Genomic DNA, 16,088 nt, shown 5'->3' with positions numbered 1-16,088 from the left:
ACCTAATCAGGGGGAGTCGACAAAACCTCGACTCAGAGAACTGTTTCGCAACGTCATCCGGGTTAACCGTTACAGCATCAGGACGGAAAAAACCTATTGGTACTGGGTCCGCTTTTATCTTCGTTATCATAAGATGCGACACCCGCTTGAAATGGGGCCTGCTGAAGTCAATGAATTTCTGACCTGGCTTGCAGTCAAACGCAACGTTGCTGCGGCCACCCAAAATCAGGCGTTGAATGCGCTCGTATTTCTATATGCGAAGGTACTGGAACAACCCTTGGGTGATATTGGTGAGGCTGTTCGTGCCCGTAAATCAATGCGTATTCCTACGGTGCTCACCCATGATGAAGCGATCAAGATTATAGCTCTGCTGAAAGAGCCCTATAATTTGCTCGCATCACTTATGTACGGCTCAGGCTTGCGTGTTGTCGAAGCCTGTCGGTTACGCTTGAAAGATATCGACTTTGAGCGCCAAATTATTACGGTTCACAGCGGTAAAGGTGACAAGGATAGAACCACGCTGTTGCCAGCCAGTTTGATCCAGCCTTTGCAACAGCGCAAAGCTCGGATCTTTACAGCATGGCAAGCACAAAACCCTTTTTATCAGTGCCAGGTCAGCTTGCCATTTGCGCTGAAGCGAAAGTACCCCGAGGCATCCAGGTCTGTGGAATGGCAGTGGTTTTTTCCTTCTTTGACGCTTTGCCACGACGACGATGGTGCCGTTGTTCGCCATCATTTGCATAACAGCACTGTGCAAAAAGCAGTAAAGCAAGCTGTTCGGCAAGCTGCGATTGGCAAACCCGCTGGCTGCCACACTTTCCGCCACACCTTTGCGACCGAGTTGCTGCGTCGTGGCAGCGATATCCGTACGGTACAGACGTTGCTGGGTCATGCTGACGTGCGCACGACCCAAATCTATACCCATGTTCTCGGTCAGGGATTTGCCGGGGTGCAGAGTCCATTGGGTTAGGTATCCAACTTCAGGCACGCTACCGCCCTACCCTTGCGTGGCGGGCATGGCCGGTGAGTTTATGGGGAATGGCGGCTGTCCGTGCCGGGAGGCGGGGTTGGCTGGCATTCCCTTGCTTTGATCAAGATAATGCAGGCCAGTGGCCAGAGCCAAGTGTTTTTTGTCAGGCCGCGTGAAGGGCCCGGCTGTGCCGGGCTTTGTTCGAGTGGGTGCTCGAACTTCCCAGGAAGGTGCGTTCAGGGCAGAGGGTGGCACAAGACTTAAGGCAGCCGGCTGGCAGAGGAAAGAGAGGACAGGACTGCCCCCCTCCGGGCTGGCCGGAGGGGGTTCGGTTGGGGTTAGCCGACCCAGGCGCGGGCGTTGCGGAACATGCGCATCCAGCCGCCGTCTTCGTTCCAGTCGTCAGGACGCCAGGAGTTCTGGACGGCGCGGAAGACCCGCTCGGGGTGCGGCATCATGATGGTGACGCGGCCATCGCGAGTGGTCAGGCCGGTGATGCCGTGCGGCGAGCCGTTGGGGTTGGCGGGGTAGCGTTCGGTCATGCGGCCGCGGTTGTCGATGTAACGCAGGGCGACGCTGTTGCTGGCTTCGCAGGCGTCGACGGCGCTGCTGTCGGCAAACTCGGCGTGCCCTTCGCCGTGGGCGATGGCGATCGGCAGGCGCGAGCCGACCATGCCGCTGAGGAAGATCGACGGTGAAGCCTGGACTTCGACCATGGCTACCCGGGCTTCGAACTGCTCGGAGCGGTTGCGCACAAAGTGCGGCCAGTGATCGCTACCAGGGATCAGTTCGCGCAGGTTGGAAAGCATCTGGCAACCGTTGCAGACACCAAGGGCGAAGGTGTCCGGGCGCTGGAAGAAGGCGCTGAAGGCTTCGCGGGCCTGGGCGTTGAACAGGATCGACTTGGCCCAGCCTTCGCCGGCGCCAAGTACGTCACCGTAGGAGAAGCCACCACAGGCGACCAGCCCGCGGAATTCGGCCAGATCAACGCGGCCAGCGAGAATATCGCTCATGTGTACGTCGATGGCGGTGAATCCGGCGCGGGTGAAGGCAGCCGCCATTTCCACCTGACCGTTGACGCCCTGCTCGCGCAAAATCGCCACCTGCGGGCGAATGCCGGTGTTGATGTAGGGCGCGGCGATGTCCTCATTGACGTCAAAGCTGAGCAGCGTGCTCAGACCCGGATTGGCGTCGTCTGCCAGGGCTTCGAACTCCTGATCGGCGCACTCGGCGTTGTCGCGCAGGCGCTGGATCTGCCAGCTGGTTTCGCTCCAGGCCTGTTGCCAGGCGGCGCGGCTGCCGCTGAGTACAGCGTCGCCGTTGAAGCTGAAGTTCAGGGTCTGCTCGCTCTGCGGCTGGCCGATCACGGCGCTGCAGTCGCCCAGGCCGGCGGCGGACAGTTGCGCCAGCACCGCTTCGGTGTCGGCCTGACGTACCTGGATCACCGCGCCCAGCTCTTCGTTGAACAGTACGCCTGCCAGTTGTGCGGCGTTGTCGGCCAGCACATCAAGGCTGATATCCAGGCCACAGCGACCGGCAAAGGCCATTTCCGCCAGAGTGGCGAGCAGGCCGCCGTCGGAGCGGTCGTGGTAAGCCAGCAGCAGTTCGTCCTGATTCAGCCCTTGAATCACGGCAAAGAAGGCCTTGAGATCTTCGGCGTCGTCCAGGTCCGGGCCGGTCTGGCCGATACGGTTGTAGACCTGGGCCAGCGCCGAGCCGCCAAGGCGGTTCTGGCCACGGCCAAGGTCGATCAGGATCAGGTCGGACTCGCCCTTGTCCAGCCGCAGTTGCGGGGTCAGAGTGGCGCGCACGTTCTGCACCGGGGCAAAACCGGTGACGATCAGTGACATCGGCGAGGTGACGCTCTTGTCTTCGCCGGCATCGTTCCAGCGGGTCTTCATTGACATCGAGTCCTTGCCCACCGGGATGGTAATACCCAGTTGCGGGCACAGCTCCATGCCCACGGCCTTGACCGTGTCGTACAGGCGGGCATCTTCACCGGGGTGGCCGGCAGCGGCCATCCAGTTGGCCGACAGTTTGATGTCAGACAGTTTTTCGATCCGCGCCGCCGCCAGGTTGGTGACGGTTTCAGCGACGGCCATGCGCCCGGAAGCCGGGGAATCGAGCAGGGCCAGCGGAGTGCGCTCGCCCATTGCCATGGCTTCGCCGGTATTCACATCGAAGCTGGTAGCGGTCACGGCGCAGTCGGCGACCGGTACCTGCCAGGGGCCAACCATCTGGTCGCGGGCCACCAGGCCGGTGATCGAGCGGTCGCCGATGGTGATCAGGAAGTTTTTGCTGGCTACGGCCGGCAGGCGCAGTACACGCAGGGCAGCTTCTTCCAGGTTCATGTCCGGCTGGAAGTCGTCGCTCGGTTCAGCCTCGCGCTCAACACTGCGGTGCATGCGCGGCGGCTTGCCAAGCAGGACTGACAGCGGCATGTCGACCGGCTGGTTGTCGAAATGCGTGTCATTGAGCAGCAGGTGACGCTCTTCGGTGGCCTCGCCAACCACCGCGAACGGGCAGCGCTCGCGCTCGCAGATGGCCTGGAAGCGCTCGAAATCGGCGGCGTCAACCGCCAGCACGTAGCGCTCCTGGGATTCGTTCGACCAGATTTCCAGCGGGCTCATGCCCGGCTCGTCGTTGGGGATATTACGCAGCTCGAAACGCCCGCCGCGCTCGCCATCGTTGACCAGCTCAGGGAAGGCGTTGGACAGACCGCCGGCACCTACGTCGTGGATAAACTTGATCGGGTTCTTCTCGCCCAGTTGCCAGCAGCGGTCGATCACTTCCTGGCAGCGGCGTTCCATTTCCGGGTTGTCGCGCTGGACTGAGGCAAAGTCGAGGTCTTCGGCACTGGCGCCGGTGGCCATCGACGAGGCTGCACCGCCGCCCAGGCCGATCAGCATGGCCGGGCCGCCGAGTACGATCAGCTTGGCGCCGACCGGGATCTCGTCCTTTTCCACATGATTGGCGCGGATGTTGCCCATGCCGCCGGCAATCATGATCGGTTTGTGGTAGCCACGTACTTCCGGGCCGCGCGGGGACTGCACGGTCTGCTCGAAGGTACGGAAGTAGCCGGTCAGGTTCGGCCGGCCGAATTCGTTGTTGAAGGCGGCGCCGCCGAGCGGGCCGTCAATCATGATCTGCAGCGGGGTGACGATGCGCCCGGGCTTGCCGTTGTCTTCTTCCCAGGGCTGCTCGAAGCCGGGAATCCGCAGGTTGGACACGGTAAAGCCGCTCAGACCAGCCTTGGGCTTGCCGCCCCGGCCGGTTGCGCCTTCGTCACGGATCTCGCCACCGGAGCCGGTGGAAGCGCCGGGGAACGGCGCAATGGCGGTCGGGTGGTTGTGGGTTTCCACCTTCATCAGAATGTGGACCGGCTCTTCAACCGCACGGTATTCACGGCTGTCGGGCTGCGGGAAGAACCGCCCGGCGACGAAGCCTTCAATCACCGCCGCGTTGTCCTTGTAGGCCGACAGCACGCCTTCGCGGTGCATCTCATGGGTGTTCTTGATCATGCCGAACAGGCTCTTGTCTTGGGCCTGACCGTCGATATCCCAGCTGGCGTTGAAAATCTTGTGCCGGCAGTGCTCGGAGTTGGCCTGGGCGAACATCATCAGCTCGACGTCGCTGGGGTTGCGCTTGAGCTCGGTGAAGCTCTGTACCAGATAGTCGATTTCATCCTCGGCCAGGGCCAGGCCCAGCTCGACGTTGGCCTGCTCCAGCGCAGCGCGACCACCGCCGAGAATGTCGACCCGATTGAACGGCTTGGGTTCGGTATGGGCGAACAGGCTGGCGGCGTCTTCGACCTGATCCAGTACCAGCTCGGTCATGCGGTCGTGCAGCAGCGCCTTGACCTTAGCCAGTTCCTCGCTGCTCAGCTCACCGCTGACGTAATAGGCAATGCCGCGCTCCAGCCGCTTGATTACACCCAGGCCACAGTTATGGGCAATATCGCTGGCCTTGCTCGACCACGGCGAGATGGTGCCAAAGCGCGGTACTACCAACAGCAAAGCACCATTGGGTTCTTCCACCGGTACCGAGGGGCCATAACTGAGCAGCCGCTCAAGGACAGCCTGCTGATCGCTGTCGAGCGCCGCTGACAGGTCGGCAAAGTGCATGAATTCGGCATACAGCCCGGTAACCCCGGGCACTTTGGCCTGCACACGGGCGAGCAGTTTATTGCGGCGGAAAACGGAAAGGGCTGGGGCTCCACGCAGGCTATGCATGTCGGTAACGGCCTCGGTTCGGAATGGGGGGATGCAGAGAATCGAGTTCACGCATCCTTGGAAAAAATGGAAGGCGCATAGGATACCCCAAGCGCCAGGGGGAAGCCATCAGCCGCATGCTTTGCCAACATCCGGTAGCTTTTCAGCGCCCGGTCAAGCTATTGCCGGCGAGCGCTTTTGCCTATACTGGCGCCATGCATCGACGTACATTCCGCTCCCCTCTGCTGCTGGCCCTGATTCTGGGGCTGGGAAGCACCCTGCTCAGTGGCTGTGATAAACCAGACCGCTTGGAGCAGATCCGTTCCGAAGGCACCTTGAAGGTGCTGACCCGCAATACGCCTACCACCTTCTACCAGGATCGCCATGGCGATACCGGGCTGGAATACGAGCTGAGCAGGCGCTTTGCCGAGAGCCTGGGGGTGAAGCTGGAAATGACCGCCATCGGCACCCTTGATGAGATCTACCAACAGCTTGACGGCAAGAACGCCCACCTGGCCGCCGCCGGGCTGGCGATCAACCCCGAACGGCTGGATCAGGCCCGTTACTCCAGCACCTATCTGGAGGCTACACCGCAGGTGGTCTATCGCCGTGGCAACCGCCAGCCTCGGGGGCTGGATGATCTGTATGGCAAGCGGATCATGGTGCTCAAGGGCAGTAGCCTGGCCGATCAGTTGCGCAACCTGCAACTGGACAACCCGGAGCTGGTGTTTGAGGAGTCCGACTCGGTTGAAGTGGTTGACCTGCTGCGTCTGGTCAATGACGACGAGATCGATTACGCGGTGCTCTATTCCAACGAACTGGTGGTCAACCAGGCTTTCTACCCGGCGGTAAGGGTCGGCTTTGACCTGAGCGAGCCCCGTGGCCTGGCCTGGGCCCTGCCGCGCGACAATGACGACAGTCTGCTCAAGGCGGTTGAGCGGTTTTTTACCGACATTCGCACCGACGGCACCCTGGATCAGTTGATCGAGCGCTTCTACGGCCATGCCGATGTGCTCGACTACGTTGGCGCCCAGGCCTTCGCCCGACACATGCTGCAGCGCCTGCCCCGCTATGAAACCTGGTTTCGTCAGGCCGGCGATCAGTACAGCCTGGACTGGCGCCTGCTGGCGGCCATGGGTTATCAGGAATCGTTGTGGGACCCGGAGGCACGCTCACCGACCGGGGTACGCGGGCTGATGATGCTGACCCTGCCGACTGCCAAGTTCGTTGGGGTCACCAACCGGGTCGACCCCAAGCAGAGCATCTTTGGCGGTGCCCGTTATCTGGTCTGGGTGCGTGATCAATTGTCGACCGACATACCCGAACCGGATCGCACCTGGTTTGCCTTGGCCGCCTACAACGTTGGCCTGGGCCATCTGGATGACGCCCGGATTCTGACCCGCAACAACGGCCGCGACCCCAATCGCTGGATTGACGTCAAGGACCATCTACCATTGCTATCGAAGAAACAGTGGTACAGCCAGACCCGCTACGGCTATGCGCGCGGTAACGAGCCGGTGCATTACGTGCAGAACATCCGCCGTTATCACGAGATTCTGCAGTGGGTGACTCAACCGCTGTCGGAAAGCGCTCAGGTGCCGGAGGGGCAGTATCACACCCCAGGGATTCTGGAACAGTTGCCGCAGGGGATCTGAGTTCAGTTCGGGGCCCCTCCCCGGCTCGCTCAATGTCATCACGCCACTCAATGTCATCACGAGGCGCGCAGCGCCGTGGTGATCCATAGGCCGCCTGGATGGCCGCGGCGCTTTGCGCCTCGCCATGACGGGATGGGGTGGGTTCTGAGTTCAGCTCGGCGCCCCTCCCCGACGCACTCGATATCATCACGCCACTCAATGTCATCACGAGGCGCGCAGCGCCGTGGTGATCCATAGGCCGCTTGGATGGCCGCGGCGCTTTGCGCCTCGCCATGACGGGATGGGGTGGGGCGAGGAGACGGGACGGTGCAGTGCAGTGCGGGGGCGAGACGGTGCAGTGCAGTGCGGGGACGAGACGAGGACGTTAGCCCTGGGCGGGCTGGCGTTTGAGCCGGAAGAACTCGGTCAGCAGGGCCCCGCACTCCTCGGCCAGTACCCCTCCTTCGACTTCAACCCGATGGTTCATCCAGGGCTGGGCCAGAACCTGGCTGCGGCTGACCACTGCGCCCGAGCGTGGCTCACTGGCACCATAAACCAGCCGTTTGATACGGCTGTGGACCAGCAATCCGGCGCACATGGTGCAGGGTTCGAGAGTGACGTAGAGAGTGGTATCGGGCAGACGGTAGTTGCCGTCGGCCGCCGCCGCTGCACGCAGGGCGATCATTTCGGCATGGGCACTGGGGTCATGACTGCTGATCGGCTGATTGAAGCCACGGGCAATCACCCGACCATCGCGCACCAGCACGGCGCCGACCGGCACTTCACCAAGATCAGCCCCCTTGCGCGCTTCGGCAATGGCCTCGCGCATGAAGTCGATATCAGCCGGTTTCATGAAATTCCCCAGGAGCGGTCATCCCACAGCCACCAGCGGCCATGGGATGAGTCCAGACTCAGATCAGTGCCCGCTCACGCAGCAGCGCAATCACCCGGTTGACGCAGGTTTCGAGATCCAGCTCGGCGGTGTTCAGCACCAGATCGGCGTCGGTCGGCGCCTCATAGGGGTAGGACACACCGGGAATGGTACCCTCGAGATTGGCAGCATACAGGCCCGAGGGGTCTCGCTCCTGGCACACCGCCAGCGGCGCATCCAGATGCACCATCAGGCAGCGATTACCAAGGATATGCCGTGCCACGGCGCGGCTTTCCTCGGTCGGCGCGACGAAGGCGCCCAGGGCGATCAGACCGGCTTCGTTCATCTGCCGGGCAATTCGCGCACCCTTGTGCAGGTTCTCGGCGCGACCGGCGGCGTCCTGGTTCAGGCCCTTGGACAGATCCTGACGCAGTACCTTGCCATCCAGCACGTAGCAGGCCCGGCCGCTGTCGAACAGCTTGCGTTCAACGGCGTAGGCAATAGTGCTCTTGCCACTGCCAGACAGCCCGGTGAACAGCAGGGTTACCGGCTGCTGACCAAAGCGTTCGGCGCGCTCATCGGCGGTCACGTGAGCCAGACGGCCGTGCTTGCTGCCACTGGTGTTCTGGCCATCCAGCCCCTTGGCGACGATCATGCCAGCGCCCACGGTGCCGTTGGTCATGCGGTCGATGACGATAAAGGCACCGGTCGTACGGTTGCTCAGGTAATCGTCAAAGGCAATCGGCCGCTCCAGCGACAGCTCGACCCGGGCGATCTCGTTCAGCGCCAGCGCACCGGCCGACTGCTGCTCCAGGGTATTCACATCGATCCGGTGCAGGATGCGGGTGAATGAACCCGGGCTGTAGCTGGTGGCTCGCTTGATGTCGTACTTGCGCCCAGGCTGCATCGGCTGCTCGGCCATCCACACCAGGGTGGCCTCGAACTGATCACCGATCAGCGCGCGGTTGTCGACATGGGTCAGCAGGTCGCCACGGGAAATGTCGATTTCATCTTCCAGGGTCAGGGTCACCGCCTGGCCGGGGCCGGCGCTTTCCAGTTCGCCGTCGAAGGTAACGATCGACTTGACCCGGCTGCTCTTGCCCGAGGGCAGCGCTACCAGTTCATCGCCCTTGTGTACGATGCCCGAGGCGATGGTGCCGGCAAAGCCACGGAAGTTCAGGTTCGGCCGGCTGACCAGCTGCACCGGGAAGCGCAGGTCGGTCATGTTGCGGTCGGCGGCGACTTCGACGCTTTCGAGAATCTCCATCAGCGTCTGCCCGGTGTACCACGGGCTGCGCTCGCTGCGGTTGACCACGTTGTCGCCCTTGAGCGCCGACATCGGCACGAACTGCACGCTGTTGCCGTCGAGCAGCTCCAGGCCCTTGGCGAACTCCAGGTAATCAGCGCGGATCTGCTCGAACACGCCCTGATCGAAGTCCTTGAGGTCCATCTTGTTGACGGCCACGACGATGTGCTTGATGCCCAGCAGCGAGGCAATGAAGCTGTGACGCTTGGTCTGGGTCTGCACCCCGTAGCGGGCGTCGATCAGGATGATAGCCAGGTCGCAGGTCGAGGCGCCGGTGGCCATGTTGCGGGTGTACTGCTCATGGCCGGGGGTGTCGGCGATGATGAACTTGCGCTTGGCGGTAGAGAAATAGCGGTAGGCAACATCGATGGTGATGCCCTGCTCGCGCTCGGCCTGCAGGCCGTCGACCAGCAATGCCAGATCCACTTCTTCGCCGGTGGTACCGGACTTTTTCGAATCTTTGGTGATCGCTTCCAGATGATCCTCATAGATCATCTTGGAATCATGCAGCAGACGCCCGATCAGCGTGCTCTTGCCGTCATCGACGTTACCGCAGGTAAGAAAGCGCAGCAGCTCCTTGCGTTCGTGCTGAGCGAGGTAGGCCAGAATGTCCTGGCCGATCAAATCGGATTGGTGACTCATGTAATTCTCCGGACAGCGTGCCGCGCTTAGAAGTAGCCTTGACGTTTCTTTTCTTCCATCGACCCGGCCGAATCGTGGTCGATGACGCGCCCCTGGCGCTCGGAGGTCTTGGCCAGCAGCATTTCCTGGATGATCTCCGGCAGAGTGTCGGCGCTCGACTCAACCGCACCGGTCAGCGGGTAGCAGCCCAGGGTGCGGAAACGCACCATCTTTTTCTGGATGCCGGCTTTCTGCTCGGGGCTCAGGTGCTGCAGGATGCGCTCATCATCGATCATCACCAGCGCACCATTGAGTTCGACCACTTCACGCTCGGCGGCGTAGTACAGCGGCACGATCGGGATGCTTTCCAGATAGATGTATTGCCAGATGTCCAGCTCGGTCCAGTTCGACAGCGGGAACACGCGGATGCTCTCGCCCTTGTGCACCTTGCCGTTGTAGATGTTCCACAGCTCGGGGCGCTGGTTCTTCGGGTCCCAGCGGTGGTGTTTGTCACGGAACGAGTAGACTCGCTCCTTGGCCCGGGACTTCTCCTCGTCGCGGCGCGCACCACCGAAGGCGGCATCGAAGCCGTACTTGTCCAGCGCCTGCTTCAGGCCCTGGGTCTTCATCACGTCGGTATGCACCGCGCTGCCGTGGGTGAAGGGGTTGATACCCTGCGCCACGCCTTCGGGGTTCTGGTGCACCAGCAGGTCGAGGTCCATTTCCTTGACCATCTTCTCGCGGAATTCGTACATGGCCTGGAATTTCCAGCCAGTATCGACGTGCAGTACCGGGAACGGCAGGCGGCCCGGATAAAAGGCCTTGCGCGCCAAATGCAGCATTACGGCGGAGTCCTTGCCGATCGAATAAAGCATGACCGGGTTCTGGAATTCGGCCGCCACTTCACGAATGATGTGGATGCTTTCGGCTTCCAATTGCTTGAGATGGGTCAGTTTTTCCAGCATGGCGTACTCACGGACAAAAAGGGGACGCCGGGCATCCCGGGAAATTATCGGGGCATTGTAACAAAGCGGATTGCTTATAATAAGGAGTCGCGCAAGAACCTTGGGCTATATGCATATATGCGAAAATACACAGCCCGCTCTAACCTTCTGCCCCAAACCTGGATTGCCACGGGCCTGCGGCCCTCGCAATGACGAGGTAAGGCTCACGCCCCAAGCCCTCCACTCCACACGCATCACCGTCATTGCGAGTTGCGTAGCGGCGAAGCAATCCAAGCGCACTCCCCCAAGTGAGGGCGGGACTGGAGGGGGTTAGACCGGGTTGTCTATGTCGATAAACCGGTGCTCGAGACCAAAATGCTGCGCCAGATGTTCACCCAGCGCCTTGACCCCATAGCGCTCAGTGGCGTGGTGGCCGGCGGCGAAGAAGTGAATGGCGTTTTCACGGGCGGCATGAACGGTCGGTTCAGAGACTTCACCAGTGACAAAGGCATCCACACCCAGAGCGATGGCCTTGTCGATGTAACCTTGGGCTGCACCAGTGCACCAGGCGATGCGCTTGATCGGGCGGTCATTGCCGGCGACATGCAGCGGTTCGCGGCCCAGCTGTTCATGCAGCCGAGCGGCCAGCTGTGCGCCGCTCAGCGGCTCCGGCAACTCGCCTTCCAGCCCGACCGAGCGCGGATTACCCGGCTCCAGCCCGCCAGTAATACTCCAGCCCATCAGCCTGGCCAACTGCACGTTGTTGCCCAGCTCGGCGTGCACATCCAGCGGCAGGTGATAGGCCATCAGGTTTAGGTCATGGCTGAGCAGAGCCTTGAGCCGGCGCTGCTTGATGCCGGTCACCGGGCTGGCTTCACCCTTCCAGAAGTAGCCATGATGCACCAGCAACAGATCGGCATCGGCGGCAATCGCGGCATCCACCAGGGCCTGGCTGGCCGTGACCCCGGTAACAATACGCTGGATCTGCTCACGCCCTTCGACCTGCAAACCGTTGGGACAATAATCTTGAAACAAACCACTGTCCAACAGGCTATTGCAGTAGTTCACCAGAGTGTTACGGTCAACCATCACGCCTCTCCGCGGATAAAAGCTCATTGTCCCGGCAGAATGTCACGGATTCAACCGTCAGCGCCTGCAGAATGGCGTCATAATCCTTATAATGACATGCACTAGCCGTACACGTCGGCCATGACCATCGGGACCGGATCGATGAAAGATCTTTTGCGTACACTGGGCTGGCCCGCACTCTGCGGCCTGCTCCTGGCCTTGCTGATCATCCAACAGTATCCGCAATGGATTGGCCTGTCTGGCCGCGACAGCGTCCCGCAACTGACCTATGAGGCCCGCAATAACAGCAATGGCCCGGCCTCTTACAGCAGTGCCGTTCAACGCGCTGCGCCGGCCGTGGCCAATATCTACACCAGCAAGCAGGTCAACCAAGGCAGCAACAGCCAAGCTTTCATCAACCCGACCCTGCGCGACTATTCCGAAAGCATGCCGGCGCCCTCACGGCGCCAGTCGAGTCTGGGCTCGGCGGTAATTCTCAGCCGCGACGGCTACCTGCTGACCAACAATCATGTAATCGCTGGTGCCGACGAAATTCTGGTCGCCCTGCAGGATGGCCGCGAGGCCCTGGCCACCCTGATCGGCACCGACCCGGAGACTGACCTGGCGGTACTCAAGATCGATCTGCCCAACCTGCCAACCGTGACCATCAGCCCCAATGAACAGCAACATATCGGCGATGTGGTCATGGCTATCGGCAACCCGTTCGGTCTGGGCCAGACGGTAACCATGGGCATTATCAGTGCCACCGGGCGTAATCAGCTTGGTCTCAATACCTATGAAGACTTTATCCAGACCGACGCGGCGATCAACCAGGGCAATTCCGGCGGCGCGCTGGTCGATGCCAATGGCCACCTGATCGGCATCAATACCGCGATCTTCTCCCAGTCTGGCGGCTCGCAGGGTATCGGTTTTGCGATTCCGGCCAAGCTGGCGGTCGAGGTCATGCAGGCCATCATCGGCCAGGGCCGCGTGGTACGTGGCTGGCTGGGGGTCGAGGTACAGCCGCTGACCAGCGAGCTGGCCGAGTCGTTCGGGCTGGATATCAGTGAAGGGATCGTGGTTTCTGGCCTGTACCGCAACGGCCCGGCCTGGCAGTCGGGACTGCAGCCGGGCGATGTGATCCTGAAGATCGACGGCAAGCCGGCCAGCAGCGGCCGTCAGGCCATGAACCAGGTCGCCCGGGCGCGCCCCGGCGACAAGGTCGCGCTGGATGTACTACGTAACGGCGAGCCGATGCACTTTGAGGCCGAGGTGGGCATGCGCCCGAGCTTCCGTAGCTAGGGAACCAGAGCCGCCATAATGAAGCCCCGGAGTCGCTGAACAGCCTTGTCTCGCGCAAGCGCGCGACAACTCCAGGGCGGGCCTCAGACCATCAGAGCAACAGTTTGAGTGCGGCTACCAGTGCCTTGTTTTGCGCTTCGTTGCCGATGGTGATGCGCAGGAACTGTTCGATCCGCGGTAGCTTGAAGTGCCGCACGATCACCCGATGCTCACGCAGACCATGGGCCAGCAGCGCTGCATCATGTTGCGGATGACGGGTAAAGACGAAGTTGGCCGCCGACGGCAGCACCTCAAACCCCATGCCCTGCAATTCAGCCGTCAGCTTGTCGCGGCTGGCGATCACCGCCTTGCGGGTATGGTCGAACCAGTCATGATCCTCGAATGCGGCGACCGCTCCGACAATCGCCAGACGATCCAACGGGTAGGAGTTGAAGCTGTTCTTGATCCGCTCCAGCGCCTCGATCAGGTCCGGATGACCAACCGCCAGCCCAACCCGCAACCCAGCCAGTGAGCGCGATTTAGACAGGGTCTGAGTTACCAGCAGGTTGTCATAGCGCTCGACCAGGCTGATTGCCGTCTCACCACCGAAATCGACATAGGCCTCATCAACCACCACCACCGAGTCCGGATTGGCCTGAACGATCTGCTCGATCTGCTCCAGCCCCAGCAACACCCCAGTGGGCGCATTGGGGTTGGGGAAGATGATCCCGCCATTGGGCTGACGGTAATCCTCGACCCGCAGACTGAAGTCCTCGGCCAGCGCCAGCGGCTTGGGCTCAATGCCGTACAAACCGCAATAAACCGGATAGAAGCTGTAGGTAATGTCCGGGAACAGCAGTGGCCGGCCATGCTGGAACAGCCCGTGAAAGATATGTGCCAGCACTTCGTCTGAGCCGTTGCCAACAAACACCTGGGTGGTGTCGACGCCATAGTAATCAGCAATGGTCGCCTTCAAGGCATCGGCATTCGGCGCCGGATACAGCCGCAGGCTGTCATTAAGCTCGGCCCGAATCGCCTCAATCACCTTGGGCGAAGGCCCGTAGGGGTTCTCATTGGTATTGAGCTTGACCAGGTTCTCGACCTTGGGCTGCTCACCCGGCACATAGGGCACCAGATCCTTGACGAAAGGACTCCAGAAACGACTCATGCGTTATTACCCCTTGATCCGATATTCGGCGCTGCGTGCGTGCGCGGTCAGGCTTTCGCCACGGGCCAGTACCGAGGCAGTCTTGCCCAGTTCCGAGGCGCCATCGGGCGAGCAGAAGATGATCGACGAACGCTTCTGGAAGTCGTAAACCCCCAGCGGCGAGGAAAACCGCGCCGTGCCGGAGGTCGGCAAGACGTGGTTGGGTCCGGCACAGTAGTCGCCCAGCGCTTCCGGAGTGTGGCGGCCCATGAAAATGGCGCCGGCATGGCGAATTTTCGGCAGCAGCGCTTCGGGATCGGCAACCGACAATTCCAGGTGCTCGGCAGCAATACGGTTGGCAATTTCGCAGGCTTGATCCAGGCTCTCGACCTTGATCAGGGCACCACGGGTTTCCAGAGAAATGCGCACCATGTCGGCCCGCTCCAGACTGCCGAGCAGTTTGTTCAGGCTGGCTTCCACCGCATCAAGGAAGGCGGCATCCGGTGACAGCAGGATCGACTGGGCGTCCTCGTCGTGTTCGGCCTGGGAGAACAGATCCATGGCGATCCAGTCCGGGTCGGTCTGACCATCGCAAACCACCAGGATTTCCGAGGGTCCGGCGATCATGTCGATACCAACCTGGCCGAACACCGCACGCTTGGCGGTAGCCACGTAGATATTGCCGGGGCCGACGATCTTGTCCACCTGCGGAACACTCTCGGTGCCATAGGCCAGCGCTGCCACAGCCTGGGCGCCGCCAATGCTGAATACCCGGTCAACCCCGGCCAGACAGGCGGCAGCCAGTACCAGTTCATTGATCTCGCCACGCGGGGTCGGGACCACCATGACCACTTCCGGCACCCCGGCAACCTTGGCCGGAATCGCGTTCATCAGTACCGAGGACGGATACGAGGCCTTGCCACCCGGCACATACAGACCAACCCGGTCCAGCGGGGTGATTTTCTGGCCAAGCACGGTGCCGTCAGCTTCGGTGTAGCGCCAGGAGTCCTGACGCTGGTGTTCGTGATAGCTGCGCACCCGCTCGGCGGCCACTTCCAGGGCCTGACGCTGTTCGGGGGAAATGCGTTCCAGCGCCAGCTCCAGCCGGGCCCGGTCCAGAGTCAGATCGGCCATGCTGCTTGCGTCCAAAGCATCGAACCGGGCAGTGTATTCGACCACTGCGGCATCACCGCGCTGGCGCACGGCGGCGATGATTTCCTCGACCCGCTCGTTGACCGCCTTGTCCGACACCCCTTCCCAGGCCAGCAGCGCATCCAGATGATGGTTGAAATCGGCCTGATTGGCGTTCAGACGGGCGATTTTCAACGGTGCGCTGCTCATGGGTGATTACCTTTGCGTTGGGAATAATTCGGGTGACCGGTCAGCCGGCACGCTGTTCGACAGCCTGCCCCAGTTGCTCAATCAGAGCGGTGATCCGGGCATGCTTCATCTTCATCGAAGCCTTGTTGACGATCAAGCGCGAACTGATGGTAGCGATCAGTTCCTGCGGCTCCAGGCCGTTGGCCTTGAGCGTGTTGCCGGTGTCGACCACGTCAATGATCTTGTCGGCCAGGCCAACCAGCGGCGCCAGCTCCATCGAACCGTACAGCTTGATCACTTCAACCTGGCGGCCCTGTTCGGCGTAATAGCGCTTGGCGACATTGACGAACTTGGTCGCCACCCGCAGCCGGCCCTTGGGCTCTGGCGTATTGACCGGCCCTGCGGTCATCAGCTTGCAGTTGGCGATTTTCAGATCCAGCGGCTCGTACAGGCCCTGGCTGCCGTACTCCAGCAGCACGTCCTTGCCGGCCACACCCAGATCGGCGGCGCCGTGCTCGACATAGGTCGGCACGTCGGTGGCGCGCACGATCAGCAGGCGCACGTTCGGGTCGCTGGTGGTGAAGATCAGCTTGCGGCTTTTCTCCAGGTCCTCGACCGGCTCGATCCCGGCCTGCTTGAGCAGTGGCAGGGTGTCGTCGAGGATGCGCCCTTTGGACAGGGCGATGGTCAGTGTCTGGCTCATGCGGGCTCTCTC

11 protein-coding genes are annotated in these 16,088 nt (G+C 61.6%); 3 read left to right on the top strand and 8 right to left on the bottom strand.

Features of this window, described 5'->3' with window-relative positions; genetic code table 11:
* Positions 1-40: 40 nt before the first annotated feature.
* The gene (locus C2846_RS17880; protein ID WP_119702131.1) at positions 41-970 is read left to right on the top strand and encodes an integron integrase; all 930 of its coding nucleotides are present in this window, start codon (positions 41-43) and stop codon (positions 968-970) included.
* Positions 971-1,308: 338 nt separating this feature from the next.
* Here C2846_RS17880 and purL read toward each other — a convergent pair whose 3' ends face one another.
* Positions 1,309-5,202: a phosphoribosylformylglycinamidine synthase gene (purL, locus tag C2846_RS17875; protein WP_119702130.1), complete on the bottom strand. Its 3,894-nt coding sequence runs from the start codon at positions 5,200-5,202 to the stop codon at positions 1,309-1,311.
* A 194-nt stretch (positions 5,203-5,396) separates the two neighbouring features.
* Between purL and mltF the strand changes: the two genes are divergently transcribed.
* A complete protein-coding gene (mltF, locus tag C2846_RS17870) occupies positions 5,397-6,836 on the top strand; it encodes a membrane-bound lytic murein transglycosylase MltF (RefSeq protein WP_080051576.1) in 1,440 nt (479 codons plus the stop codon).
* 364 nt (positions 6,837-7,200) lie between these two features.
* Here the strand turns inward: mltF and tadA are convergent, their stop codons facing one another.
* The 4 genes from tadA to C2846_RS17850 form a co-directional block, all read right to left on the bottom strand.
* A complete protein-coding gene (gene tadA, locus C2846_RS17865; protein WP_080048278.1) occupies positions 7,201-7,668 on the bottom strand; it encodes a tRNA adenosine(34) deaminase TadA in 468 nt (155 codons plus the stop codon).
* Positions 7,669-7,726: 58 nt separating this feature from the next.
* Positions 7,727-9,634, bottom strand: a complete 1,908-nt coding sequence (gene cysN / locus C2846_RS17860; protein ID WP_080048279.1) for a sulfate adenylyltransferase subunit CysN — start codon at positions 9,632-9,634, stop codon at positions 7,727-7,729.
* A 26-nt stretch (positions 9,635-9,660) separates the two neighbouring features.
* Positions 9,661-10,578, bottom strand: coding sequence for a sulfate adenylyltransferase subunit CysD (cysD, locus tag C2846_RS17855; protein WP_080048280.1), 918 nt, complete (start codon positions 10,576-10,578; stop codon positions 9,661-9,663).
* A 309-nt stretch (positions 10,579-10,887) separates the two neighbouring features.
* Entirely contained in the window at positions 10,888-11,649 is a 762-nt protein-coding gene (locus C2846_RS17850) for a Nif3-like dinuclear metal center hexameric protein (RefSeq protein WP_373279469.1), read from the bottom strand.
* Between the two features lie 138 nt (positions 11,650-11,787).
* Between C2846_RS17850 and C2846_RS17845 the strand changes: the two genes are divergently transcribed.
* Entirely contained in the window at positions 11,788-12,927 is a 1,140-nt protein-coding gene (locus C2846_RS17845) for a S1C family serine protease (protein ID WP_080048282.1), read from the top strand.
* Positions 12,928-13,018: 91 nt separating this feature from the next.
* Here C2846_RS17845 and hisC read toward each other — a convergent pair whose 3' ends face one another.
* Genes hisC through hisG form a run of 3 tightly spaced genes read right to left on the bottom strand, consistent with a single transcriptional unit; the run spans position 13,019 to position 16,076 of the window.
* Positions 13,019-14,074, bottom strand: coding sequence for a histidinol-phosphate transaminase (hisC, locus tag C2846_RS17840; protein ID WP_119702129.1), 1,056 nt, complete (start codon positions 14,072-14,074; stop codon positions 13,019-13,021).
* A 6-nt stretch (positions 14,075-14,080) separates the two neighbouring features.
* Positions 14,081-15,394: a histidinol dehydrogenase gene (gene hisD, locus C2846_RS17835; RefSeq protein ID WP_080048284.1), complete on the bottom strand. Its 1,314-nt coding sequence runs from the start codon at positions 15,392-15,394 to the stop codon at positions 14,081-14,083.
* A 40-nt stretch (positions 15,395-15,434) separates the two neighbouring features.
* On the bottom strand, positions 15,435-16,076 hold the full coding sequence (gene hisG / locus C2846_RS17830; protein ID WP_080048285.1) for an ATP phosphoribosyltransferase: 642 nt from the start codon (positions 16,074-16,076) through the stop codon (positions 15,435-15,437).
* Positions 16,077-16,088: the final 12 nt, after the last annotated feature.

Source organism: Pseudomonas jilinensis (genome assembly GCF_003586265.1).
In the GTDB taxonomy this organism is placed as follows: domain Bacteria; phylum Pseudomonadota; class Gammaproteobacteria; order Pseudomonadales; family Pseudomonadaceae; genus Halopseudomonas; species Halopseudomonas phragmitis.
This window is presented reverse-complemented; position numbering and strand designations above follow the sequence as displayed.

Excerpts from the sequence above, each read along its gene's own strand:
- purL (WP_119702130.1), bottom strand. The coding sequence starts at position 5,202 with ATGCATAGCCTGCGTGGAGCCCCAGCCCTTTCCGTTTTCCGCCGCAAT.
- mltF (WP_080051576.1), top strand. The coding sequence starts at position 5,397 with ATGCATCGACGTACATTCCGCTCCCCTCTGCTGCTGGCCCTGATTCTG.
- tadA (WP_080048278.1), bottom strand. The coding sequence starts at position 7,668 with ATGAAACCGGCTGATATCGACTTCATGCGCGAGGCCATTGCCGAAGCG.
- cysN (WP_080048279.1), bottom strand. The coding sequence starts at position 9,634 with ATGAGTCACCAATCCGATTTGATCGGCCAGGACATTCTGGCCTACCTC.
- cysD (WP_080048280.1), bottom strand. The coding sequence starts at position 10,578 with ATGCTGGAAAAACTGACCCATCTCAAGCAATTGGAAGCCGAAAGCATC.
- C2846_RS17845 (WP_080048282.1), top strand. The coding sequence starts at position 11,788 with ATGAAAGATCTTTTGCGTACACTGGGCTGGCCCGCACTCTGCGGCCTG.
- hisC (WP_119702129.1), bottom strand. The coding sequence starts at position 14,074 with ATGAGTCGTTTCTGGAGTCCTTTCGTCAAGGATCTGGTGCCCTATGTG.
- hisD (WP_080048284.1), bottom strand. The coding sequence starts at position 15,394 with ATGAGCAGCGCACCGTTGAAAATCGCCCGTCTGAACGCCAATCAGGCC.
- hisG (WP_080048285.1), bottom strand. The coding sequence starts at position 16,076 with ATGAGCCAGACACTGACCATCGCCCTGTCCAAAGGGCGCATCCTCGAC.